Consider the following 22,879-nt stretch of genomic DNA (forward strand, 5'->3'; position numbering starts at 1 on the left):
CGTGCTGTGACCGCTGCGGCTGTTCCCACAACCAGGTGCGGTTGGTGAAGATGCAGCCGCAGCGGTCGGTGTCTGCGTCGCGGGACGCACCCCCAACCGCAACGGTTGGGGGTGCTGGTGTGCGCGTTGCCTACGTGTGGACTACGGTGATGGATGGCAGATCAGGAGCGCGGCATCGTCAAGGACCGTACGGCTGATGCCGCCCGTGCCGTTGTTGTAGGTGCCGAACTGCAGGCGCAGCGTCTGACCCGCATACGGAGTCAGGTCGAGGGATGTGACCTCTCGCCAGGTTGGGTTGTTGATGCGCTCGGTCAGCAACCAGACGAGACTGCCGTCGCTGCGGATGGCGAGGACATAGAAGAAATCGGTGAGCAGCGGCGCCGACGGGACATCGCTGGCGTCGTGGCTTAGAAAGTGCTGAAGTTCCACCTCGTTGCGCGGCAGCATCTGCGGATCGGGCGGCGCTGCGGTCGCCTGGCCGCTGGCGCCGTCACCCCACACGTTGTAGCGCCAGAAGCGCACCTCTGACCTCCCCATCCCTGCCACGACCACGGCCTGTTCGACGGGCGAGTAGCTCTCGACGTTGGCGCCGCCCTGCGCGATGCCTGTGCGCATGGCGCGGCTGCCGCTGTGCACCGGTGATGTCACATAGGCGGCCAGCACCGGATTGGGGCGGATGACCCACGCCTCGTTGGTCTCGAAGCCGCCGTTCACCAGCATGTTGGAGCAGTCGGAGGGTGTGGGCGTCGCCGTGGGCGTTGGCGTCGGGCTGGCGCCGGCCGGCGGCGTCGGTGTGGGCGTAGCGTAGCCGAAGTAGACGTAGAACGCCCCGTCTGGGCTGTTCAGCCACACGCCATTGCTGCCGTCGGTCAGCAGGCCATCCACCGGCTGATTATCCCAGCTGTAGCCGCTGATCTTTTGCCATGTCTGGCCGTAGTTGAAGCCCTCGTACAGCCCGGCCGCCGTGCCCACATACAGGCGGCTGGGATCGTCCAGGCGATTGATGATCTCGAGCAGGCCATAGGTCTCTCGACCTGGCGCCCAGAGTATATTCTCCAGGCCTGCGGTGAAGCGCTGCCAGGCGCCGCCGCCGTTCAGGCTGCGCCAGACGCCGTTCGGCTCCACGAAATAGACGCGGCTGGGATGGGTGGGATCCACCCACACATCAGTAACTCCCCAGATGTCGTCATACAGCGGAGTCACCTGCTGCCAGGTCTGGCCGCCATTGGTGCTGCGGGCCACCATGCCGCCGCCGCCTTCACTGATGCCGCTGGCGTAGACCGTGGTCCAGCTCGGATCAATCGGCGCGATGTCCGACACGAAGTAGGCCCGCCAGAGGTCGGAGTCCTGGTGCTGCCAGGTGGCTCCACCATCGTTCGTCAGGTAGACGCCATCGCAGCCAAAGGCGTAGACCTTATTGATGTTGGTCGGGTGGGCCACGACCGGCTGCAAGTTGAGTCCGGCCGGCGCTTCAGCCCACGTACGGCCGCCGTCTGTGCTCTTGTACATCGGCTCATCGGGCCCACCGGCCAGGCAGCGCGGCGTCAGCCCAGACCAGATTACGCTGGAATTGGCCGGGCTGAAGACGAATTTCGGCCGCGGCGCGGCGTTGTTGACCAGGGTCCAATCGTTGTAGCTAATCCTGCGATGCAGCCCCGCGAAGCTGGTGGCGTAGCGGTCTTGCGTGCGATAGTCAGCGATCTGACGAATGGCGGGATAGCCATTGACGATCAGTTGATACTGGTTGCTGGGCGGTGGGGGTGGGCCTGGCGGCAGGCTGAGCGTATGCCAGGTGGCGCCCTCATCGTCGCTGCGCACCAACTGCGTGCTCCAGTCGCCGGTGTCGGTCAGGTTGACGTAGAGCGCGGCGCCCTGCGGCCCCCAACCGACGGCCAGCGGAACCACCGACTTGTTGGCGCCAAAGTCGTGCACGAGCTGCCACTGCACATCCTCAGGCGTCGGCGTGTTGGCGTTGAGGCTGCGCCAGAGCTTACCGGGGCTGCGGCTGCCCATGTACAACGCGTTGGCGCCGTTGTCGAAGGCCAGACCGGTATTCACGTAATAGCCCATGGTGGGCAGCGGCAGCCAGCGCCAGTTGCCCGCGTTGGTGCCGCGGTACAGGATTCCACCGCCGTATTTGGTGGAGGTGGTCAGGTACAGCGTATTGGGATCGTCCGGATCAATAATGATGGGGTTGGCTGCGGTCCAGCCGCTGAGGTCGCCGCTGGCTGCGCGCCAGATCTGCCCGCCGTCGTCGCTCTTGATCACCATCACACCGCCGCCGAAGTCGTGACCCCAGTTGGGCGCGGCCCAGAGCGTGGTAGGCCGGCTGTACTCCACCGACAGCGCGTGGGTGTGCACGGTGTGCAGCATCTGCCACTGGCCGTTGGCGTTGGTGCGGAACAGCCCGGCCTCCGTGCCCAGGTAGAGCGTGCTGGGGTTGGCGTAGTCCATGCCCAGGCCAGCCCGGCCCACGGCCGGCGGCACGCCTTGCGGCGCCGGCTGCCAGCTCTCACCGCGGTCTGCGCTGACCAGCAGCAGTTGGCTGTTGGTCAGCGCATACACCAGACCTGGCTCGCCGGGCGCCACGACCAACTCGCGCACACTGGCGGGGAAGACCGCGCCGGTTGGGGTGGGCGTGGGGGTGCGTGAGGGAGTGGCCGTGGCCGTATGCTGCACGGTAGGCGTTGGCGTTGCGGTCGGCTGAACAGCAGGCACGTTGTACTGGAGCCGGGGCAAGTAAAGCCAGGACGTCCACGGCGGAGCCGGCCGGCCATCGGGGGGAGGCGTCAGCATGAACCAGGGGTCTGGGGGAGGGACGGTGCGCCCCAGGCTCGCCGAAGCCACACTCGCGAGCACGAGCAGGGCCAACAGCGCGCCGCCGATGAGCATTAGTGATTTGGATCTCATGCTATCCTCCTGCGCAAGGGGAATTGCTGCCGCCAGTTGCCCAGCCAGGCGCCGGCAATCTGGCTGCGGGCATGACGACCTCGGCGCTGCCCAGGTCGTCTGCTTTCCCATTGTGATGACGCAGGCCGTCCTCAGGCGATGTGGTGACATTATGACCAGGCGCGCGCCAGGTCGCGGTGCTCGTATGAGCCGAGGCCGTCGCCCGCACGGAGGTGAATCCTGACCGCCGCATCTCGTCCATCCATTATCTCCCGCCCCGGCCATTTGGGCCGCAGATACGCCGATGTTATAATCACGCGACGCCGCCCCTGGCTGCACGATGCCGGCGGCGCTGAACCTGTTGTTGCGAGAATGAGTCCTATGCCTATCAAATCTGCTGTGAATCACCGCCGCGCCTGGGGCCTTCCCTGGCTGCTGATTGCGATCCTGTTGCTGACGAGCTGCGGTCAGCCCAACGCCGAACCTTCTCCGACCCCGACCAAAACGCCGAAGGCGCCGGCGGCCCAGGCCACCGACGCGCCCAAAGAGACGGCGCCGACCGCGACGCCGGCGCTGCTGCCCAGCGACACGCCAGTGTTGCCGACAGACACTCCGGTCCCTCCCACCCAGACGCCCACCAACACACCGCTGCCCAGCGGCTATCTCGATCCAGCCAAAGATCCGAACCTGGCGCCTTTCACCGGCCTGCCGCTAACTGACGCGGCCGTGCGCGACCGGCGGCCCCTGGCGATCAAGGTGGCGAATACCGAAAACGTGCGGCCGCAAAACGGCCTGAGCAAGGCGGACGTGGTGATCGAGCAGCGCGTCGAGTACAACCTGACCCGGTTTACGGTGATTTACTACAGCCAGGGCGCGGAGCGCGTCGGCTCGATTCGCAGCGCGCGCCTGCCCGACCTGGAATGGCCGGCGGTGTTCGACGCCGTGCTGTGCTTCTCCGGCGGCGTCGAGCCGGTGCGCCAGAAGCTGTACGCTTCGGATTTTGCCGATCGCATCCTGGAACAGGCGCGCAACGGCAGCGCCTACTTCCGCGATCCCAAGATCGCCGTGCCGAACAATCTCTTTGCCAGCACCACCACCCTGTGGAACGTGGCTGCGGCGCGCGGCTGGAACAAGCGCCCACAGCCGGCGCTGGGCTGGGTTTTCAGCGTCAGCCCGCCGGCCAGCGGTCGCGGCGTATCCAGCCTCAAGATTCCCTATCCCACGGGCAGCGATCGCGTGGAGTGGCGCTATGACGCGGGCAGCGGCCGTTGGCTGCGCTGGCAAGGGGGTGTGGGGCAAACTGATGCCACCACCGGCGCGCAGTTGACCAGCGCGAATGTCGTGGTCATGGCGGCCAATCATGTGCCGACCCTGATTTTGGAGCATGACACGGTGGATCGCGGCGTCAACCGCTCGATTGAGATCCAGGTGTGGGGCGAAGGTCCGGCCACGGTGTACCGGGACGGCCAGGCCTACCAGGGCAAATGGATCCGCAGCGGTCGCCAGGATCCCTTGCGCTTCGTGGACGCCAACGGCAACCTGATCCCGCTCAAGCCGGGCAATACCTGGCTAGAGTTGATCCCGCTCGACATGGCGGTGACGGCGCAGTAGGGAGACCAGAGACCAGAGATCGGAGATCAGAGATTGGGTGGTGGGGGTGTTGATGGGAAGAAGGATCAGATGAGGAAGCAGGTTGATTTGGGGAAGAGAAGAGAAACGGAGGTGAGGATGCGACGGCTGTGGGGTGTAGCGCGGGTGTTGATGGGAGTGATTGTGTTGTTGACCGGTGTGGTCGGGCCAGCCAGGGCGGCGACGACGCCAGCCGATGGCGCGGTCGCGCCGTTCACGGGGCTGCCGGTGCGCGATTCGAAAATTCTGTCTCGGCGGCCGCTGGCGATCAAGGTGGCAAATACCGCGAATGTACGACCGCAAGGCGGGCTGAGCAAGGCCGATGTGGTGATCGAGCAGCGCGTTGAGTACAACCTGACGCGCATGACGGCTATTTTCCACAGCCAGGGCGCGGAGCGCGTCGGTTCGATCCGCAGCGCGCGCCTGCCTGACCTGGAATGGCCGGTGATTTTCGATGCCGTGCTCTGCTTCTCTGGCGCTTCTACCGAAGTGCGCAAGATGCTGTACGAATCGGACTTCAAGGATCGTCTTTTGGAGCAGGCGCTCAATGGCCCGGCCTATTTCCGCGACCCCAAGCGCGCCGTGCCGCACAATTTGTACGCCAGCACGACTACGCTGTGGAATGTCGCGCAGAAGCGCGGTTGGAACAAGGCGCCGGAGCCGCGGCTTGGTTGGGTGTTCGACGCCAGCGCGCCGGCCGGCGGCAGCGCAGTCGCCAAGCTCAAGATTCCTTACCCCACGCCCAGCGATCGCGTCGAATGGCGCTACGATCTGGCAACAACCCGTTGGTTGCGCTGGCAGGGGAACGTGGTTCACAAAGATGCGGCTACCAACACGCAGTTGACTGCGGCCAATGTGGTGGTGATGACGGCTGTGCATGTGGCAACGCCAATCCTGGAGCATGGCACGGTGGATGTGGGCATCAATCGCTCGATCGAAATTCAGCTGTGGGGCGAAGGCGCGTTGACTGTCTACCGCGATGGCAAGGCCTACCCCGGCAAATGGGTGCGCGCAGATCGCCAGGCGCCTTTGACGTTCCTCGACGCCAACGGTCAGGTCATTCCGCTGCGACCCGGCAATACCTGGATCGAGGTCGTAACGCCCGAGATGAAGGTAACCGCACAGTAAGAAAGAAGAGTCCATGCCTGACGACATTCACAGCGACCCCTTGCCGGACCTGACCGCGCTTTCTGCGGCCGTGCGCGCGTACATCGAGACGCTGCAGGCCGAAAATCGCAGCCTGCGCGCGGAGCTGGAGCAGGTCAGGGGCGTGCGCCGCCCCGCGCCGCCCGCCGCGCCGCGCGCCAGCGCGCCGCGGTCGCCCGCGGCGGAGCGGGGCGAGCCCGAGCCGCTCAATCTACCGGCCGTTCAATATCCGCCGGACACGATGCTCATCAGCCTCAGCGGCCAGGGCATGCTCAAGCGCACGCCGCTCAACGCGTATGGAAAACAGCGCCGGGGCGGCATGGGCGTCTACGACATCAAGCTCAAGGACGACGACGCGCCCGCGTTTCTGCTGACTGCGCTGGCGAGTGAGACGCTGGTGGTGGTGACGACACGCTGCCGCACCTTCCGCGTCCCCGTAAACACCCTGCGCCTGGGCGATGTACGCGACCGGGGCGACAGCCTGGCCGAGCGCCTGCGCCTGACCGAGGGCGAGAAGATCGGCGCGGTGCTGGCGGTGAATGATGCCAACGAAAGCGACCGCCCCTGGGTGCTGCTGGGCGCGGCCACGGGCGTCGTGCGCCGCCTTCGCCGTAACGTCATCGGCCCTAACCTGGCTGACGGGACCATTTTGTACGATCCGAAGGATGGCGGCGCGCCGACCGTCATGTGCCTGAGCCGCGGCGATGGCGATCTCTTCCTGGCGAGCAACACAGGCCTGGGCATCCGTTTCGAGGAGAAACTGGTGTCGCACCGGGGTACGCGCGGTATGCGGTTGACGCCGCAAGAACGACTGGTGGGCCTGACGCCGCTGCCGGCTGACGGCAGCGTGCTCCTGGTCAGCGCGGATGGGCAGGGCGTACGCCGGCCGATGGAGAGCTTTGCCGCCAGCAAAACCGTGGGCGGTCAGGGCAAAATTGCCATCAAGACCGATAACCTGGTGGCCGCGCTGTCGGTCAGCGATGCGGATGAGGTGTTGTGCATCAGCGCGTTTGCCAAGCTGATTCGCTTCGACGCCGCGGAGGTGCCGCCGCGCACCAGCGTGGCGCAAGGCGTCAATGTGATGGAACTGCGCGGTGATCGCGTGGCCGCCGCAACCGTCAGCACACCGCCTGGTTAGCGCAATTGAAATCGCGTCTGATGGGCGCACCGCCTGGCGTCTACCTGCGTAGACGCGATGCCGGTCGGCTTGCGCCGACCTTGCGGTGGAACGCTCTTTCAGTTCGAATTCATTCGGCGGCTGCAGTCGGCGTGGGATGCCTGAGCAGTTACCGATGCGCCAGGAAATGTCTTGCACGGAGGTATGATCAACATGAGTGACATCAGTATTGCGCAGGCCGTGGAGGCGTTCACACACGTCACGCAGGGCGCTTCGGCCGCTGACCTGGAACGACCCTGGGTGTGGGGGGCGTACGACGAGGAAGGTGTGCGCTTTGCCTTCTTTCGTACTTACGAAGAGCTGCGTGAACTGGCGGTGCGCTTGCTGACGGCTCGCGTTGCCGCTGGTTCCCCGCCCACGGCTGGCCAGCGCATCCTGGCCCTCTACCATCTGGCCCAACGTGATCTCGAGGCCGCGCTGCTGGGCGTCTCACCCGCCCTGGCGACCCGGCCGCCCGCGCCCGGCGAGTGGTCGGTGCACCAAGCCCTGGCTCACATGGCCCAGGCCACGATTGGTTTCTACGCCGTGGTGCGCTATACGCTGGACAGTCGACGCGACGGCATAGAACAGCCGCCGGAAATGACCGACGAGACGTGGGAAGCTGCCGTGGGCGCAAGCGATGCCGCGCTGCTGGCGCAGCTTGGGGGTGAGTTTGCTGATCTGCTGGCGTTTGCTGCCCAGTGGCACGACCGGGTGCTGGCTGAATTTGCCGATGTGACGGAAGAAGAGCTGGCCTGGCCGTCGCGTTATTGGGAAGGGTACGACCTGCCGCTGCGCTTTCGCCTGCACCGCTTCGATGCCCATCTGCGCCAGCATACGATCCAGGTAGACAAGACTCTGCTGGCCCTGGGGCACGCGCCCACGGAAGCCCGGCGCCTGCTGCGCTTGATCTACGCCGCGCTGGCTGAGGTTGAAGGTGCTTTGATTGGCGCCGCGGGCGTGGGCGATGCGCTTGTGCGGCACGCGGCGGCTTCTATCGCCGCGCGCAGCGAGGAGATCGCCGTAATCCTCAAGTCATCAGGCGACTGAGGCTTCGTCGTGAGCTCAGCCGAACGGTCGCGGCCACGGCTGCCACAGAGAATGAATGATGTCTGACAATCATGCACAACCCATGACCGCGGAAGCTCTGCAGCGTTTCCTGGTCGGTGAATTTCCCCAAACTACGCTTCAGATCGAAGCCGTGGGCGAGGGCAAGGCGCGCATCCGCCAGCCCATCGGGCCGCGCCATCTACGCCCCGGCGGCACTGTCTCCGGGCCGACGCTCATGACCGTGGCTGACACAGCCATGTACATGGCGCTGCTGGGCGAGATCGGCCTGCAGCCGCTGGCGGTAACGGTCAGCCTGAATATCAACTTCCTGCGCCGACCGGTCGCTGGGCATGACATCATTGGCGAGGCGCGGCTGCTCAAGCGCGGGCGCCGCCTGGCCGTGGGCGAAGTCCTCATCTACTCGGGGGATGATCCCGACGCCGTGGCGCACGCGACCGTGACTTACGCGATTCCCTACGCCATTTGACCGTTATTGCAAAGCGCCCGTATCTGAGGATGCGGGCGCCTCGATCGCTCACTTCTTTCGTAGGTCACATCTCCGGTATGACAATCGCACTCACAGCATGAGCTCTCATCGTAGGTCACATCTCCGGTGTGACAATCGCACCCAGGGCACGGCTTTCTTCAAAGCTCAAGTCGTCGCTGTGACGTCGCACGTCACAGCGGAGCTGTGACCTACAATCCGTCAATTCAGTGTGACGTCGCACGTCACAGCTCCGCTGCGACCTACAACTATCCCGTTTAATCTGCGTGTTTCTGCGACCATCTGCGTCCTACCTCGAAATCCCACTCGCGGTTACAAGTTCTTTCGTAGGTCACATCTCCGGTGTGACAATCGCACCCACGGCATGGCTTTCTTCAAAGCTCAAGTCATCGCTGTGACGTCGCACGTCACAGCGGAGCTGTGACCTACAATCCGTCAATTCAGTGTGACGGCGCACGTCACAGCGGAGCTGTGACCTACAACTATCCCGTTTAATCTGCGTGTTTCTGCGACCATCTGCGTCCTACCTCGAAATCGCACTCACGGCACGAGCTTTTTTCGCCGGTCACATCTCCGGTGTGACAATCGCACCCACGGCATGGCTTTCTTCAAAGCTCAAGTCATCGCTGTGACGTCGCACGTCACAGCTCCGCTGCGACCTACAACTATCCCGTTTAATCTGCGTGTTTCTGCGACCATCTGCGTCCTACCTCGAAATCCCACTCGCGGTTACAAGTTCTTTCGTAGGTCACATCTCCGGTGTGACAATCGTACCCACGGCACGGCTTTCTTCAAAGCTCAAGTCATCGGTGTGACGTGCGACGTCACAGCAGAGCTGTGACCTACAATCCGTCAATTCAGTGTGACGGCGCACGTCACAGCGGAGCTGTGACCTACGATTAGACACGACTTGTCTCATCGGTCACATCTCCGGCGTGGGAATCACACGTCACCGCGGAGCTGTAACCTACGACCGCCAGGCGGTGATGCTGAAGCCGAAGCCTTTGGGGGTCATGGACGGCAGATAGGCCTTCTTCAGCCGATAGTTGGCCGGATCGAGGGCAAGCTCGGCATGATGCAGCAGCGTCGCGATGACGAGCATAATCTGAACTTCGGCCAGACCGGCGCCCAGGCATGTGTGGGGACCAGAACCAAAGGGGGCAAAGACGCCCCGTTTCTTGTGCTCAAGGCGCGGCTCGCTATAGCGCGTGATGTCGAATCGGTAAGGATCGGCGTAGAACTGCGGGGCGAAATGGGGCGCCGCATTCGCCACCATGAAATGTTCGCCCTTGGGGATCACGTAACCGGCAAACTCGAAGTCGCGGGCTGTGATGCGCGGCAGGACGCCGGCAATGGGATACAGGCGCAGCGTTTCCAGCGCGGTGGCGTGCAGCGTGGGCATGGCACGTAAGCTGTCCGCGGCCGGTGTGCCCTGCGCAAACGCTTGATCGGCTTCGGCGCGGACGCGCGCCAGGATGTCCGGATGCTTCAGCAGCTCATAGAGCATGAACGAAGAGACATTGGCGACCGTGTCGAGGCCAGCGAAGTAGGCCACGAGGGTCAGGAAGAGGGCTTCGTCATGGTTGAGGAATTCCGGGTCCTGCTGACTGGTATCAGCGAGATTGTCCAGGAAGTTGTCTTCAGCCGCGACAGGACGGTTGGCTTGCCGATCCGTGAACACCGTGGTGGCAAACTCCTTGACGCGTGCGCGCGCCTGACGATAGGCAGGTTGGCTGATCTTGCTTACTGGTTTTGAACGCGAGATGAAGACTTCCATCATCGTATTCCACCACAGCACGATGTCGTCAAATTGATCGCCCGGCACACGTCCGTTGCTCAAGAGACCCAGGACGTCCGCGGTCATGCGCTGCATGAAGTAGACGCCTGGGATACGGGCGCCAACCGTGTAACGGCGCAGAGACTCAACGACCACGTCGGTGACCATCGGGATGTGAGTGACCAACGCTTCACGTGAGAAGCTTTGGCGTAAGAGTCGTCGCATGCGGGCATGTTCGGGGCCATCCACCATTGTCAGGGTTCTGCGGCCGCCGAAATCGCGCACGACAGGTTCCCAAATATCCCAGGCTGTGAAGGCGTCTGGCTGTGTCGCCATGGCAATGTTGATCTCAGGCCCGGCCAGCACCTTGAACTCGCGCCCCAAGGCGCGCACGCGGAAGGCATTGCCCAACTGGCGATACTGGGTGTAGAAAAAATCCTGTGCATCTTGCGCCAGCGCAAGGATGCTGCCCACGAAAGGCAGGCCCGGCGCCAAAGGCGGGATGTTTGACGTAGTAGACGTTGTCATAGGTTTCCTTAGCATTTCGTTGCTTGTTGGAACGCAAGGCAGCAGCGGATCGCGCCGGCGCGCCTGGCGTTCCCATCAGGGGTTAGTCGGGGGCATCGTCAGGCTTCCAACAGCAGTGCCTCCGGGTCTTCGATCAACTGCTTGACCTTGACCAGGAACTGCACCGCCTCGCGGCCGTCCACCAGGCGGTGATCGTAGCTGAGCGCCAGGTACATCATCGGCCGAATGACGATCTGACCGTTGACGACGACCGGCCGCGACTCGATCTTGTGCATGCCCAGGATGCCAACCTGGGGGGCATTGAGGATAGGCGTGCTCAACAACGAACCGAAGACGCCGCCGTTGGTGATGGTAAACGTGCCGCCTCGCAGATCGTCCAGCGTGAGCGTGCCCTGGTCAACCTTCTGCGCAAACGCCTTGATGGCCTGCTCGATTTGGGCAAAGGTCATGCGGTCGGCATCGCGCAGCACCGGCACCACCAGGCCTTCGGCCGCGCCAATCGCCACGCCAATGTCATAGTAGTGCTTGGTGACAATCTCATCGCCCTCGATTTCCGCGTTGAGCCGCGGAAAGGCCTTCAGCGCGGCGATGACCGCTTTGGTGAAGAAGGACATGAAGCCCAGGCCGATGCCATGCTGTTCCTTGAACGACTCTTTGCGCCGGCTGCGAATGTCCATCACGGCGCTCATGTCCACCTCGTTGAAGGTGGTTAGCATCGCGGCCGTATGCTGCGCTTCCACCAGGCGTCGGGCGATCGTCTGGCGCCGGCGGCTCATACGCACGCGCTCCACGGAGCGGCCAGCATCGGCGCTGACGACTGTGGGCGCGGCGGTTGTGGGCGGTGGCGGCGGCGGCATGACCGGAGCCGTGGGTTGTTCCTCTTTGGGCTGGCCCGCAAAGCCTTGCACATCAGCCTTGGTCACACGCCCGCCGGGGCCAGTGCCGGGCACACGACTGACATCCACCCCCGCCTCTTGCGCCACGCGCCGGGCCACGGGCGTGGCTTTGTCATCCGCGCGGAGCGCGGCCGGCGGGGCGGCGGGCGCTGCAGCCGCTCTGCTCTCGCCTGCCAGGTTCAACATGCCAAGCACTTGCCCCACCTGGACATCCGCGCCTTGCGGTTGAGCGATCTGTGCCAGCACCCCGGCCTGTTCCGCACCCACCTCCAGGTCAACTTTGTCCGTTTCCAGACGCACCAGCGCCTCGCCCACGGCCACGGCATCGCCTTCCTTCTTCAGCCATTCTGCCACCGTCGCCTCGACGACCGACTCGCCCAGGCTGGGCACAACGATATTGATTGCCATTCGATCTCTCCCTGGTGGCGCCCCGCCGTCACCCGTTGTTCGGTTTAGCCGTCAAGCAGCGCTGGCGCCGGCTCTTGGGCGATAAGTTGTTCTACCCACTGTTTTTGCTCCGGCGTCTCAGGCGCCGGACAACCGCGGCTCATCTCAATCTGCCGAAATGCTTGTTCAACCCCAACGCCGGCATTCACTAGCAGCGCCGCGGCGAGCAGCGCTGAACGCCCAACCCCTTGCCGACAATGAATGGCGACGTTTTTACCTTGTGTCAACAGGCTCGTCAGCCTACCAACCAGTTCTTGTGCGTCCCATCGCCTTGATGGTACACCGCGATCAACAATGGGGAATGAGATAAACAGGAGTCCTTGTTCTGTGATCGTGGTGGCTTCATTCGTTAAGCCTAATTCTTGGTTCTCCTGGCGTGTGAGCAAAGAAACCACAACATCAATTCCTCTTTGTCGCCAGCGCAGAACCTCATCTGCAAGCCACTCACCGCCACGCGGTCGAGCCACAATCGCGAGTCGTCCTGCCCACGGTCCTTCAATTGCGTAAATGGTTTTCACCGTTTGTCACCTTCTGGGGACAATTTCGCGCGGCAACTGATCCACGTCAATACCACGTTCCCGCAGCACTTGAATGCGATGATGCCCATCCAGAATAGTGCCATCGGCTCTGGTTTTGAGTGCTCCTGGATGCCCAGGTAACAAAGACGTGATAAGTTCTTCTGTTCTCAAACGCCGAAATTGGCCGAGCTTCTGTTGGATCAAGGTCTGTGCGGGATGTAGCGGCTTTAACGGCGGTAAGCTCATGATACAACCTGTTAACCAACTTAGAACATGGTGTTGTCATGGGCCGACGTTGCCGGCACTACCTGCAGCACATCCCAATGCTCGACAATCTTGCCGTTGTCATCCAGACGAAAGATGTCAATACCGGCCCATTCGCGGTCACGATCGCCGGGCCACTCCTGGTAGCAGTGCAGCACCACAAAGTTGCCCTCCGCGATGGCGCGTTTGAAAGTGACGCGCTTGCCGGGATATTCCGCGGCCATGCGCTCGAAATAGGCGATGAACGTCTGCTTGCCGTCAGCGACATGCGGGTTATGCTGAATATAGACCTCACCCGCGTACTGTTGAATCGCGTCGGCGGGCTTGCACTGGTTGAACATCAGGTCGTAGAAGCCCATGACGGCCTGTTTGTTGCGTTCGAGTTGATCGTTCATCAGAGAGCCTTTCACACAGTAATTACCGAACCTGCCTCAAAAACCGGATTCATGATCGGCGGCTAGCGCGCCTGATCTGCGCGCTGCCACCATGCAAAGGTGGCTGCCATCCCCACCACGAAGACCAAAAACACCACCAGGTAGCTGTGCAATGCAATCCTCTCGGCGCCGAGACCAGCCATGCCGCTGGCCAACGCGGGCACCGCCCAGGGAAACCAATCGCCCCACCCCAACACGACGGCGATTTGGGCAAAGACCAGGGTTGACAAAGCCCAGCCCAGGGGAGGCAGATAACCGCGCCCCGCGCTGGCCGCCAGGGCTACGAGCGGCATGAGCTGCATGAGCAGCCAGGCGATCAACAAAAGCGTGCCGCCTGAGGCCCAGGCCAGGCCCAGCGACCAGCCTGGCATGCCGACGGCCGCTCCGACGCCAAGCGCAACCACGAACACCAGCACGGTCAGCCCCAGGGTCCACAGCGCCAGCAGCACGAACTTGGCGCCGACGATGGTCTCACGCCGCGTAGGCAGGGCCAGCAGTTCCTTCACGGTGTGATCGGAAAACTCGCGGCCAAAGACCCAGGCGGTGATAAAGGCAAAGATCATGCCGCCGCCCACGGCCGCACCCTGCGTCAACAGACTCCAAAACGCCGGCCAGTCAGCCGTCCCGCCCACCAACTGCGCCTTGACGCTGATCAGTCCCAGGGCACGCGCCTGCTCCGGGTTCTTCAAGATGATCATGAACAGCCCGCCGATCAGGGGCAAGATCAAGAAACCCGCCGTTGTTCCCCAAGTGACCCGGGAACGGCGCGCTTTGAGCGTCTCCGCCCACAAGGCGGCCAGAAATGCGTTCATACCTCGCCTCGCGTCAGGCGCAGGAAGTAATCTTCGAGATCCTCTTGTTCCACAGCCAGCCTGGTGGGCGGCGTTCCCGCGTTGACGAGGATGGCGGCTACCTCATCCGGCGCTTCGATCGCGCGCATGTCGCTGAGGATCAGACCGCCTGCGCCCGCCTTCACCGCCAGGCCGGCTGCGGTCAGGGCGCCGCGCGCACCTTCCAGGTCGCGCGCTTCGATTTCCAACCGCTGTGCGCGCAAGGCTTCCATTTGGTCAGCCTCGAGTTCCTGGATCAAGCGGCCCTGGTGGATGATGCCGATGCGGGTGGCCAGGCGATCCACCTCGGTCAAGATATGGCTCGACATGAACACGGTCACGCCTTGCTCATGCGCGAGGCTCGCCAACAGGTCGCGGATTTCAACCACGCCCGCAGGGTCAAGCCCGTTCGCAGGCTCATCGAGAATCAACAGCGCAGGCTCGTGCAGCAGCGCGCGCGCCAGGCCGAGGCGCTGCAGATTGCCGGTGGACAGCGCGCCCGCCTTGCGCTGCGCGTACGCAGCAAGGCCCAGGCGCTCGATCACATGGGACGTGGCGCGCACGTCGGCAATTCCGTGCAGGCGGCGGGCGATCTCCAGGTTCTCGGCGACGGTCAACTCGGGATAGGCGGCCGGCTGTTCGACCAGGTGACCGACTTGCCGCCAGGGTCCGCGCCCTTGAGGCCCTACCGGCTGTCCCAGTACAGACACCGAGCCTGCGCTCGGACGGATCATACCCAACAAGGCGCGGATGGTGGTGGTTTTCCCTGCGCCATTCAGCCCCAGGAAGCCGTAAATTTCTCCCGGGCCCACGCGCAGATTGACCGCGTCCACCGCGGTCACGGCGCCGTACGATTTTGACAACCCATGGGTTTCGATGGCGAACGTCACAGCGGTATCTCTCTTAGCTTTTTCGCCCTGTTGGCTGAACTCTCGATGATTCATGCCACGTGCTGAGATGACGCCGTTTCACCCGATGTGTGATAGCGGCTGAAACGCCTGTTCGATCAGTGCGTTTTGGTTGACGACATGCCAGTTGGTAGATCCTTCGGCCGGGCTGGAGGCGCGCGGGCGGCCGAGGTAGCGCAGAGGCCAGCGCTTTTCCAGCAGCTCCTGCAGCCGCGGGCGCGCATACGTCCAGGCGCCCATATTTTCCGGCTCCTCTTGCAGCCACACCACCTCGTGCAGGGCCGGATAACCTTCCAGCAGCGGCCCCAAATCGGCCAGCGGGAACGGATACAACTGCTCGACGCGCACGATCGCGACTTCGGGATGCGCCGGCCGCTGCTTGCTCGTCAGCAGGTCCACAGCCACTTTGCCGCTGCACAGCAGCACCCGGTGGATCGCCTGCGGCTTGGCCTGCGCGTCGTCAATTACCGGCTGCCAATGCCCCTGCGCCAGCGCGGCCAGCGGCGACGCTGTGAGCGGATGGCGCAGGAGGCTCTTGGGCGTCAACACCACCAGCGGCAGGGGATCGGTTTCCAGCAGCGCGGCCTGGCGGCGCAGCAGGTGGAAGTATTGCGCGGCCGTGGTGCAGTTGGCGATGCGTATGTTGGTTTCGGCCGCGGCCTGCAAGAAGCGCTCCACCCGCGCGCTGGAGTGATCCGGGCCTTGCCCTTCGTACGCGTGCGGCAGCAGCAGCACCAACGACGGCGTCTGCCCAAACTTGGCGCGCGCGGAGGTCAGATACTCGTCAATCAGGACCTGCGCGCCGTTGATGAAGTCGCCGTACTGCGCCTCCCAAATCACCAGCCGCCGCGGGTCTTGGATGCTGTAGCCATACTCAAAGCCAATCGTCGCACCTTCCGTCAGCGGGCTGTTGTGAATCTCGAATGAGGCGCGCGCGTGCTGCAAAGCCTGCAGCGGGATAAAGCGCGCGCCGGTCTTGACATCGTGATACACCGCGTGACGATGGCTGAAGGTGCCGCGCTCGACGTCCTCGCCCGTCAGACGGATCGGGGCGCCGTCGGCCAGGATCGAAGCCAGGGCCAGCGCCTCCGCCGTGGCCCAATCCACCGACGTCTCCTCATCGCTGGGATTGGCGAAGGCCTGGCGTCGTTTTTCCATAGCCTTGAGCAGCTTGGGATTGACCGTGAAGCCAGGCGGAGTTTCCAGCAGGGCCGCGTTGAACGCACGCAGCTGCGCGGCCGGCACGCCGGTCTTGGTGCGGCGAGCCGCGCCCGGCGGGGGCGGTGCGGGCGGCTGTTCCGCCAGGTCCTCTTCCGGTTTGAGTGAGGCCAGCACCTGCTGCAGCGCGTCCATGCGCGCTTGCTGCAGCGAGTCGGCCCAGGCCTGGCTGCTGACGCCGCGGCCGATCAGCGCGCCTGCCCACAACTGGCGCACCGTGAGGTGTTTTTCGATCGCCTGGTACATCAACGGCTGCGTGAAAGTTGGCTCGTCGCCTTCGTTGTGCCCGTAACGCCGATAGCCGATCAGGTCAATCAGGAAGTCGCGTTCGAAGCGCGCCGTATACGCATAGGCCAGCCGTGCGACCTCGATGCAGGCTTCTGGGTCGTCCGCGTTGACGTGTACGATTGGAACTTTGAAGCCTTTGGCCAGATCGCTGACATACAGCGTGCTGCACACCTCAGGCCGCAGCGCGGTGAAGCCAATCTGGTTGTTCGCGATGACATGAATGGTGCCGCCGGTGCGATAGCCCGCAAGCCGCGAGAAGTTCAGCGTCTCCGCCACAATGCCCTGACCCGGGAAGGCCGCATCGCCATGAATGAGGATTGGCAGGCACGCGTGTTCATCAAGGATCGGCGGGCCAGGCTGATAGGCCTGCGTGGCGACCGCGCGCGCCATACCTTCGACCACGGGGTTGACAAATTCGAGGTGACTAGGGTTGGGCGCCATGCTGACCAGCAGGTTGACCAGCGCGCCTTCGCCAATCGCGCGCAGTGCGCCCTTGTGATACTTGACATCGCCGGTCCAGCCCAAATCTTCACGGATGGTGTAGCCAGCCCCGCGCAGCGGATCTTTGTACTCGGCCAGGATTTGCGCGTAAGGCTTGTTGAGCACATGGGCCAGCACGTTGAGGCGCCCGCGGTGCGCCATCCCCATCAGCACGCTGCGCACCTCATCTTCCGCCGCGGCGCCGATGATCTCATCGAGCATGGGCACCAGCATGTCCAGCCCTTCCAGGGAGAAGCGCGTCTTGCCAGGAAAAATGCGGTGCAGGAAATGCTCGAAGGCTTCGACCTGGGTCAGGCGTTCGAGCAAGGCCAGGGGCCGCATGGGCAGCGCCGGCGGCCGGAACGGGCCTGCTTCCGCGGCCGTGCGCAGCCAGGCGCGCTCGTCTGGGTTGCGGATGTGGTCGTAGTCATAGCCGATGTGGCCGGCGTAAGTCTGGCGCAAAGCCTGGATGGCTGCGGCCGCGGTGCGCGCGGACGCGGCCAACGGGCCGCCGATGAGCGAGGCCGGCAGCATCTGCAAATCCGCCTCGGTCAAGCCGTGGCTGGCCGGGTCCAGCGCGGGATCGCCTGGCGGCGCGGAGCCGAGCGGGTCGAGCTGCGCGGCCAGGTGCCCGTACTCCCGAATCGCCTGCGCCAGGTTGACGACCGCCATCACCTTGTCCAGGTTGGGAGGCGGCGCGGCAGCTGCGGCGGGCGCGGCCAGCAGGGTCTCGCGCGGCGGCTGCCACGCGGCAAACGCGGCGCGCGTGGCCGGGTCTACCGAGCCTGGGTCGCGCACGAAACGATCATATAGTTCCAGGATGTAGCCCGCGTTGGGGCCATGAAATTCTTGCCAGATGTCCATCGGTTTCTTTCCCATAGCATGTCAGGGCAGTTGGAGTTTAGCACAAAGCAGGCAGAACATCAAGGCGGGGTGGAAATTGAAGAAGGGAGATCGGAGATCGGAGATCAGAGACCGGAGATCGGAGGTCGGAGACCAGAGATCGGAGATCGGAGACCGAGGCAGGAGCTGCGGGACGCGGGCCAGGGGTCGAACGATGCCCTGGTGGCTCTGCTGGTTTTGTTGTATCCTTATCCTGTGTGCTACAATAAAATCCGAATTTCCACTTCAGTCTTCCAGGAGGAGACCGTCATGTCCACACGACTGTTCCTGATTCGCCACGGCGCAACCGTTCTTTCGGCCGAAGACCGCTTTGCCGGGGCCACGGATGTTGAGCTGTCGGACGTCGGCCGCGCGCAGGCCGAAGCCCTGGCTCGCCGGCTGGCGGATGACCACGTCACGACCGTCTATGCCAGCCCGCTCAAGCGCACGCTCGAGACTGCGGCCATCATCGGCCGGCCGCATGGCCTGGCACCCATCCTGCGCGACGGCCTGCGCGAGATTGACCACGGCCGCTGGGAGGAGTTAACCCGCGCCGATGTCGAAGCGCAGTTTGCGGAGGAGTACGCGGCCTGGGAGGAAGACCCCTACATCTTTGCCCCCGCAGGCGGCGAGTCCGGGATCAGCGTCCTGGCGCGGGCGCTGCCAGTCATACGCGAGATCGTGCTGCAGCATAAAGGCGAAAACGTAGTGGTCGTCTCACACAAAGCGACCATCCGCCTGATCATCAGCAGCCTGCTCGGCTTCGATGCCCGCGGCTACCGCGACCGCCTCGACCAGTCCCCTGCCTGTCTGAACGTGCTCGACTTCAAGGACGCGGTGCGCGCGCGGCTGATGTTGTTCAACGACGTCTCGCACTACGTGGATCAGCCGCCGCGCTCCGATGGGCGGTTGTCCAAGTGGTGGGATTAGTCCCTGCCAGTTGACTCGGTGTCTATGCTGCAAACTACCCTTCAATACAGTCCATGAATTCACACCCGAATGTTGTTATCATTGGCGGCGGGGCCGCGGGCTTCATGGCTGCCATCACCTGCGCGGAGGCGAATCCGCGCGCGCAGGTGACGATCCTGGAAAAGGCCGCGCAGCCGCTGAGCAAGGTGCGCATCTCCGGCGGAGGACGCTGCAATGTCACCCACGCCTGCTTCGATCCAGCGCAGCTCGTGACGTTTTATCCACGCGGCGGCAAAGCCTTGCGCGGGCCGTTCATGCGTTTTCAGCCGCGTGACACGATTGCCTGGTTTGCCGACCGCGGGGCGGCGCTCAAGACCGAGGCGGACGGTCGCGTCTTTCCAGTGACCGATTCTTCGGCGACGATCGTGGCCTGCCTGCTGCACGCCGCGCACGCGGCCGGCGTGGCGCTGCGTACGCACGCGTCTGTGACGCGGGTGAGCCGGCTCACGGGAGGCGCCTTTCAGATTGAGTTGGCGACCGGAGAGACCCTGACGGCGGATGGCGTGCTGCTGGCGACCGGCGGCGAACGCCGCGCATATGTCTGGGCGCAGGACTTGGGCCACACCATTCAACCGCCCGTACCCTCGCTGTTCACCTTCACGGTGCCTGATGCGCGACTGGCCGGTCTGGCCGGCGTGTCAGTGCCGTTGGCGCATCTACGCCTGCCAGAGAGCGGGCTGGCGCAGTCTGGCCCGCTGCTCATCACGCACTGGGGGTTGAGCGGGCCGGCCGTGCTGAGGCTGTCAGCGTGGGGCGCGCGCGTGCTGCACGATCAGCAGTACCAGGCGGAGCTGCGCATCAACTGGTTGCCCGGCTGGACGCGACAGGCTGCCCATGATCATCTGCAAGCGGTCAAGACCGCGCAGGCGCGCCGCACACCGGGCAGTCAGGCGCTTTTCGATCTCCCGCTGCGCCTGTGGCAGCGGTTGGCGCAGGCCGCCGGGGTGAGCGAGGGCCAGCGTTGGGGCGACCTGACCCGGCTGCAATTACAGCGCCTGCTGGATGAGTTGACAGCCGGAGTGTATGCCATCGAGGGCAAGGGCGTATTCAAAGAGGAATTCGTCACCTGCGGCGGCGTGACCCTGGACGAGGTCAATTTCAAGACCATGGAGAGCCGCTGCTGCCCCGGTCTTTACCTGGCCGGTGAAATCCTGGATGTGGACGGTGTGACCGGCGGTTTCAATTTTCAGAGCGCGTGGACGACCGGCTGGCTGGCTGGCAATGCGCTCAGCCGCCGCGGGTGATCCAACACCTTGTTCCTCTCAGAAACGGGTGTTCGAAGGTAAGAGATCAGAGACCGGAGATTCGTCAACATTTAGCGTCTTGACGCCATGCACAATCTGTGATATTATTCCATAGATTTACTAAGATTTTGATATAAATTCCATTTCTGAGCGTGACCATCAACCTCATGTCTTCATCTTCTCAAGCCAAGCTGCCCTTGTGGCGCATTCTGAAACTCGGCCTTTTCCACATCGGCTCGGCCATGATTGATCTGTTGGCTTTCAGCGTGTGGAATCGCGTCATGATTGTTGAGTTGGGCCTGCCCGCGACGCCGGTTGGGCTGGTGCTAACGCTGCACAATTTTCTTGCCCCTCTTTTAGTTTGGGGCGGCTATTTGTCAGACGTGCGACCGCTGGCGGGACTGCGCCGTTTGCCCTATGCGCTAGGCGGCCGCCTGCTGATGGTGGCGCCGTTCCCACTCTTGCCGCTGATTGCCTGGAGTATTGCGTCCGGCGCCTCATGGGGCTGGAGCGTGGCCTTCATTGCCTTTGTGCTGTACGGCATCGGGCGCGCCATCTCGGGCACCGCGTTCCTGGCGCTCATCCATGATGTGGCGCCTGCGGAACAGAGAGGCCGCGCCGTGGGCATTGTGTGGACGATGCTCATCACCGGCTTTGCCGTCGTGCCCATCCTGTACGCGCGCCTCCTGCCGGTCTACGATCCGGCGGCCGTGCAGAAGCTGTTCTTGGTGGCGCCGACCATTGCCACGGCGCTCTTCTTCATCTCCTTGTGGGGTGAGGAGAAGCGGCAGCCAGCAGCGGCCGCGACCCGCCAACCCGCTCCGGCTCCGCTGCGCCGCACCCTGGCCGCCGTGTGGAACAACACCGGCACACGTGTTTTTGCCGCCTTCCTGCTGATCTCAGCGCTTTTCATCTTTGCCTACGATCAGATTCTGGAGCCGTTTGGCGGCGATGTTTTCAGCCTGCCGGTGGGCAAGACTACCATGTTCAACGCCTACTGGGGCATGGGCGTGCTGTTGGGCATGTTGGGCACGCTGGCGATCAGCAGTCGGCCGCGCCGCCCGACGGATGTCACGATCTCGATTGTGGGCGCGGTGGGCAGCGCCCTGGCCTTCGTCCTGTTGAGCCTGGCTTCCGCCCGCCAGCAGCTGCCGCTGGTTTCGCCCGCGCTGCTCATCCTGGGGCTTAGCATGGGCATCTTCAACGTCGGCAGTCTGGCGCTGATGATGCGCATGTCGGATGAGCGCCTGGCCGGCACCTTCATGGGCGTTTGGAGCCTGATGCAGTTGATGGGGCGCGGCCTGTCGGGGCTGATCGGCGTCATCTCACGCGACCTGTCCCTTGCCTGGTTGGGCAATTTTGGGGCCGCCTATGGCGCGACCTTTGCCCTGGAAGCCGTCGGCGTGGTAGTGGCGGTCTTCTTCCTGCTCCGGCTTGACCTGGGGCAATTCACACAAACGGTGGAGCGGCGGGCGGCTGATTTGATCGGCGCCGCGGCTGATTGATATCTCACGGGGCGTCGCTTCGGCAGGGAAACCGGGTTTTGGCACAGACCCGGTTTTCTTTTTCACCCAATCCCGTCTGGCGATTCTCGCACGTATTGTCCGTTCGGCGCGCTGCGGGTATAATAGCGCCGCCTTAAACAACCAGTGCTTCCCAGTCGCGGTTGCTTGGGCCACGATGTTGACCAATAGGAGTAGACCATGCCAATCCAACCCTCCCCGCAGCCCGATGTGCACAGCCAGGCCTTTGAACTGGGCATTTATTCGTTCGTTGAGCTAACGCCTGATCCCGTCACCGGCGCGAGTGTGAGTCCGGCGCAGCGTATGCGCAACCTGCTCGAAACAATTGAGTTGGCTGACCAGGTCGGCCTGGATGTCTTTGGGATTGGTGAGCACCACCGACCCGATTTTGTCTCTTCCTCGCCGGCGACAATTCTGGCCGCCGCGGCCGCGCGCACCAAGCGCATCCGCCTGACCAGCGCGGTCACAGTTTTAAGCTCGGACGACCCGGTGCGTGTCTTTCAGGACTTCGCGACGCTCGATCTGCTCTCCAACGGCCGCGCGGAAATCATGGCCGGCCGCGGTTCGTTCATCGAGTCGTTTCCGCTGTTCGGCTATGACCTGAAAGACTACAGCGACCTCTTTACGGAGAAACTCGATTTGCTCTTGAGGCTGCGCGCTTCCGAACGCGTCACCTGGTCGGGCGTCCATCGGCCCCCGCTGCGCGATCTCGGCGTCTATCCGCGTCCGGTGCAAGAGCCGCTGCCGATCTGGATTGCCGTCGGCGGCACGCCGGAGTCTATTGCGCGCGCAGGCCGGCTGGGGCTGCCGGTGGCGCTCGCCATTATCGGCGGTATGCCCGAACAGTTCGTGCCGCTGGTCGAACACTATCGCGAGGCGGGCCGCCGCGCCGGCCACGCCCAGCTCAGCCTCAGCATCAATTCGCACGGATTTTTGGCCGACAGCTCGCAGCAAGCCGCGGACGATTATTTCCCCAGCTATGCGCTAATGATGAACAAGATTGGACGCGAGCGCGGATGGGGCGCCATCACGCGCCAGCAGTTCGAAGCGTCACGCCGGCTGCGCGGCGCGGATTTCGTCGGCACGCCGGAAGAAATCAGCGCGAAGATTCTCTTTCAGCACGAGCTGTTCGGTCATCAACGGCTGCTCTTGCAGCTTGGTGTGGGGACCATTGCACACCCCAAGATGATGCGGGCGATTGAGCTGCTGGGCACGCGGGTGGCCCCGGTGGTGCGTGAGGAGATTCAGCGCCGTATTGCGGCCAAGGCGACGCCTGCTACGTCACCCAGTTAGGTCTG

17 protein-coding genes are annotated in these 22,879 nt (G+C 63.7%); 9 read left to right on the forward strand and 8 right to left on the reverse strand.

Annotated features, from left to right (window positions below):
* Positions 1–141: 141 nt before the first annotated feature.
* Positions 142–2,910: a WD40/YVTN/BNR-like repeat-containing protein gene (locus ACPQ6D_RS14520; RefSeq protein WP_423225063.1), complete on the reverse strand. Its 2,769-nt coding sequence runs from the start codon at positions 2,908–2,910 to the stop codon at positions 142–144.
* A 360-nt stretch (positions 2,911–3,270) separates the two neighbouring features.
* On the opposite strand from ACPQ6D_RS14520, the gene ACPQ6D_RS14525 reads away from it, so the two are divergent.
* The 5 genes from ACPQ6D_RS14525 to ACPQ6D_RS14545 all read left to right on the forward strand — a co-directional run bounded on the left by ACPQ6D_RS14525 (position 3,271) and on the right by ACPQ6D_RS14545 (position 8,357).
* Positions 3,271–4,500 carry a DUF3048 domain-containing protein gene (locus ACPQ6D_RS14525; RefSeq protein ID WP_423225064.1) on the forward strand — a complete coding sequence of 410 codons (1,230 nt, stop codon included), beginning with the start codon at positions 3,271–3,273 and terminating at the stop codon, positions 4,498–4,500.
* Between the two features lie 117 nt (positions 4,501–4,617).
* Positions 4,618–5,646 carry a DUF3048 domain-containing protein gene (locus ACPQ6D_RS14530; RefSeq protein ID WP_423225065.1) on the forward strand — a complete coding sequence of 343 codons (1,029 nt, stop codon included), beginning with the start codon at positions 4,618–4,620 and terminating at the stop codon, positions 5,644–5,646.
* 13 nt (positions 5,647–5,659) lie between these two features.
* A complete protein-coding gene (locus ACPQ6D_RS14535; RefSeq protein WP_423225066.1) occupies positions 5,660–6,802 on the forward strand; it encodes a DNA gyrase C-terminal beta-propeller domain-containing protein in 1,143 nt (380 codons plus the stop codon).
* A gap of 192 nt (positions 6,803–6,994) precedes the next feature.
* Positions 6,995–7,870: a DinB family protein gene (locus tag ACPQ6D_RS14540; RefSeq protein ID WP_423225067.1), complete on the forward strand. Its 876-nt coding sequence runs from the start codon at positions 6,995–6,997 to the stop codon at positions 7,868–7,870.
* 55 nt (positions 7,871–7,925) lie between these two features.
* The gene (locus tag ACPQ6D_RS14545; protein ID WP_423225068.1) at positions 7,926–8,357 is read left to right on the forward strand and encodes a PaaI family thioesterase; all 432 of its coding nucleotides are present in this window, start codon (positions 7,926–7,928) and stop codon (positions 8,355–8,357) included.
* A gap of 985 nt (positions 8,358–9,342) precedes the next feature.
* Here ACPQ6D_RS14545 and ACPQ6D_RS14550 read toward each other — a convergent pair.
* The 7 genes from ACPQ6D_RS14550 to ACPQ6D_RS14580 all read right to left on the reverse strand — a co-directional run bounded on the left by ACPQ6D_RS14550 (position 9,343) and on the right by ACPQ6D_RS14580 (position 17,827).
* Positions 9,343–10,680, reverse strand: a complete 1,338-nt coding sequence (locus ACPQ6D_RS14550) for a cytochrome P450 (protein WP_423225069.1) — start codon at positions 10,678–10,680, stop codon at positions 9,343–9,345.
* A 98-nt stretch (positions 10,681–10,778) separates the two neighbouring features.
* Entirely contained in the window at positions 10,779–11,984 is a 1,206-nt protein-coding gene (gene odhB / locus ACPQ6D_RS14555) for a 2-oxoglutarate dehydrogenase complex dihydrolipoyllysine-residue succinyltransferase (protein ID WP_423225070.1), read from the reverse strand.
* A gap of 44 nt (positions 11,985–12,028) precedes the next feature.
* A complete protein-coding gene (locus tag ACPQ6D_RS14560) occupies positions 12,029–12,541 on the reverse strand; it encodes a protein-tyrosine phosphatase family protein (protein WP_423225071.1) in 513 nt (170 codons plus the stop codon).
* Positions 12,542–12,807: 266 nt separating this feature from the next.
* A complete protein-coding gene (locus ACPQ6D_RS14565) occupies positions 12,808–13,200 on the reverse strand; it encodes a nuclear transport factor 2 family protein (protein ID WP_423225072.1) in 393 nt (130 codons plus the stop codon).
* Between the two features lie 62 nt (positions 13,201–13,262).
* Entirely contained in the window at positions 13,263–14,051 is a 789-nt protein-coding gene (locus ACPQ6D_RS14570; protein ID WP_423225073.1) for an ABC transporter permease, read from the reverse strand.
* Positions 14,048–14,932, reverse strand: a complete 885-nt coding sequence (locus tag ACPQ6D_RS14575) for an ABC transporter ATP-binding protein (RefSeq protein ID WP_423225074.1) — start codon at positions 14,930–14,932, stop codon at positions 14,048–14,050. The genes ACPQ6D_RS14570 and ACPQ6D_RS14575 overlap by 4 nt, the downstream gene beginning before the upstream one ends.
* A gap of 105 nt (positions 14,933–15,037) precedes the next feature.
* The gene (locus ACPQ6D_RS14580) at positions 15,038–17,827 is read right to left on the reverse strand and encodes a 2-oxoglutarate dehydrogenase E1 component (protein WP_423225075.1); all 2,790 of its coding nucleotides are present in this window, start codon (positions 17,825–17,827) and stop codon (positions 15,038–15,040) included.
* Between the two features lie 288 nt (positions 17,828–18,115).
* Here ACPQ6D_RS14580 and ACPQ6D_RS14585 point away from each other — a divergent pair, with 288 nt between their 5' ends.
* The 4 genes from ACPQ6D_RS14585 to ACPQ6D_RS14600 all read left to right on the forward strand — a co-directional run bounded on the left by ACPQ6D_RS14585 (position 18,116) and on the right by ACPQ6D_RS14600 (position 22,874).
* Positions 18,116–18,775, forward strand: coding sequence for a histidine phosphatase family protein (locus tag ACPQ6D_RS14585; protein ID WP_423225076.1), 660 nt, complete (start codon positions 18,116–18,118; stop codon positions 18,773–18,775).
* Positions 18,776–18,828: 53 nt separating this feature from the next.
* Positions 18,829–20,058 carry a BaiN/RdsA family NAD(P)/FAD-dependent oxidoreductase gene (locus tag ACPQ6D_RS14590; RefSeq protein WP_423225077.1) on the forward strand — a complete coding sequence of 410 codons (1,230 nt, stop codon included), beginning with the start codon at positions 18,829–18,831 and terminating at the stop codon, positions 20,056–20,058.
* A 167-nt stretch (positions 20,059–20,225) separates the two neighbouring features.
* Positions 20,226–21,563, forward strand: a complete 1,338-nt coding sequence (locus tag ACPQ6D_RS14595) for a BCD family MFS transporter (protein ID WP_423225078.1) — start codon at positions 20,226–20,228, stop codon at positions 21,561–21,563.
* Positions 21,564–21,761: 198 nt separating this feature from the next.
* Positions 21,762–22,874 carry an LLM class flavin-dependent oxidoreductase gene (locus ACPQ6D_RS14600; RefSeq protein ID WP_423225079.1) on the forward strand — a complete coding sequence of 371 codons (1,113 nt, stop codon included), beginning with the start codon at positions 21,762–21,764 and terminating at the stop codon, positions 22,872–22,874.
* Positions 22,875–22,879: the final 5 nt, after the last annotated feature.

It is taken from the genome of Candidatus Amarolinea aalborgensis, from assembly GCF_900491745.1.
Classification (GTDB): Bacteria; Chloroflexota; Anaerolineae; order SSC4; family Amarolineaceae; genus Amarolinea; species Amarolinea aalborgensis.